We start from the raw sequence: 1,539 nt of genomic DNA on the forward strand, positions 1-1,539 counted from the left end.
CGTCGATCGGGTCAGCAGCCGCAGGTGCCGGTGGCAGCGGGCGTGGGCCACTTGGGCCCCGCGCACGACGTACTCCGCACCCGCGCCACTGCGCTCCGCGCCGGCGCCACTGCGCTGCGGGCCACCGGCCGCGCGCGGCAGCGGAGGCCGGCGCAGCAGAGCGGTCAGGGCCCGATCCGCCAACTCGAGGGTGACCTCCAGCTCGAGTCGCGCCCGTGGGTCATCCTGCGACCCCCCCTGCGAATCACCCCGAACGTCAACGACACTCACCCGGTCGATCCCTGGCCGGGCGCGCAGCCGCTCGCCCACGGCCGCAGCGTCCGAGGCCGTGGCCCCCCACATGGCCCCCAGCCGGGCGCCGGAAGGGTCTGGGCGCAGCGCGGGATCCAGCGGCACGCCCTCGATGTAGAGGCTCAACAGCGCGCGATGCAGATCGTTCGCCCGCTGATCCGCGCCCATTGGGCCACTGTAGGAGCCGCTGTAAGAGCCGCTGTAGAAGCCGGGCTCAGCCGAGCCCGCCGAACGTTACGCATTCTCGACGTACCGCCGATCGGGCTCGACATGAAAGCCGCAGGTCAGCAGCTTGGAGTGATCTCAGGGTGCGGCGCGAGTACGTCGAAAAGTCGTTACGTCCCCCGGGCCCGCCCTACGACTGACGGCTACCAGTGCGGGCACCTCCAGACGTGACGAAGCCCCGCGCCTCTGGTCGTCAGATGCGCGGGGCTTTGTCTCGTTGGTGCCCCCGGCAGGATTCGAACCTGCGCTCCCGCCTCCGGAGGGCGGTGCTCTATCCCCTGAGCTACGGGGGCGGCATGCCCACGGATCGCGCGGGCACTAGCCGAGGTTAGCAGCCCGATCTGCTCGATCGACAAACGGCCTCCGCGACCGGGCCCGCCGGCGCCTGCCCCAGGCGGGTGCCCCGTTCAGAGCCGCACGACGTGCGCCTGCGGAATGGCCGCGTAACGACCCGGGGTGCACGTGAGCAGCACGACCTGGGCTTGGTCGTGCAACTGCCCGACGGCCGCGCAGACGCGGCGCAGTTTGTCGGGATCGGAGTAGCCCAGGGCATCGTCGATGACGACCGGCACCCCCTGGTCGGCATCCACGAGGACCGCGCAGGCCAGCCGCGTCAGGATCGCCAGTTGCTCCTTGGCCCCGGTGGACAGCGCCTCGAACGGAATGCGTTCGCCGTCGATGATGCGCGCCACGATCGTCAGCTCATCGGCAACCTCGACCTCGAACGTCGGCCCGTAGACGATGCGGCCCAGGCGAGCGACAGTCTGCGCGAACGGCCGCACATACGCCTGTTTGGCCGCGCCGTTGCGGGCCGCGAGTGTCTCGTGCAGCAACCGGGCGGCCTCGGCGTGGCGGCGGATGCGCTCGTGCACCCTGCGGGCCTGCTCGAGTTCGGTGAGGGCCGCATCGAGGCTCTCGGCGCGGCCCTGCCCGCCGGCCTGGTCGAGCCGGGCCTGCAGGCGGATGAGCTCGCCCTCCAGCGCGGCCACGCGCTGACCGACGGCCCCGACCTCGGCGGCGCAG

General features: G+C 72.0%; 2 protein-coding genes and 1 tRNA gene. All 3 read right to left on the reverse strand.

Annotated features, from left to right (window positions below):
- On the reverse strand, positions 1-459 hold a 459-nt coding region (locus tag KILIM_RS21805; RefSeq protein ID WP_006594936.1), incomplete at its 3' end, for a hypothetical protein.
- A 275-nt stretch (positions 460-734) separates the two neighbouring features.
- Positions 735-809, reverse strand: a tRNA-Arg gene (locus KILIM_RS21810).
- Between the two features lie 114 nt (positions 810-923).
- Positions 924-1,539: ATP-binding protein (locus KILIM_RS21815; RefSeq protein ID WP_006594937.1), on the reverse strand; the 616-nt coding region annotated here is incomplete at its 5' end.

Source organism: Kineosphaera limosa NBRC 100340, assembly GCF_000298215.1.
Classification (GTDB): domain Bacteria; phylum Actinomycetota; class Actinomycetes; order Actinomycetales; family Dermatophilaceae; genus Kineosphaera; species Kineosphaera limosa.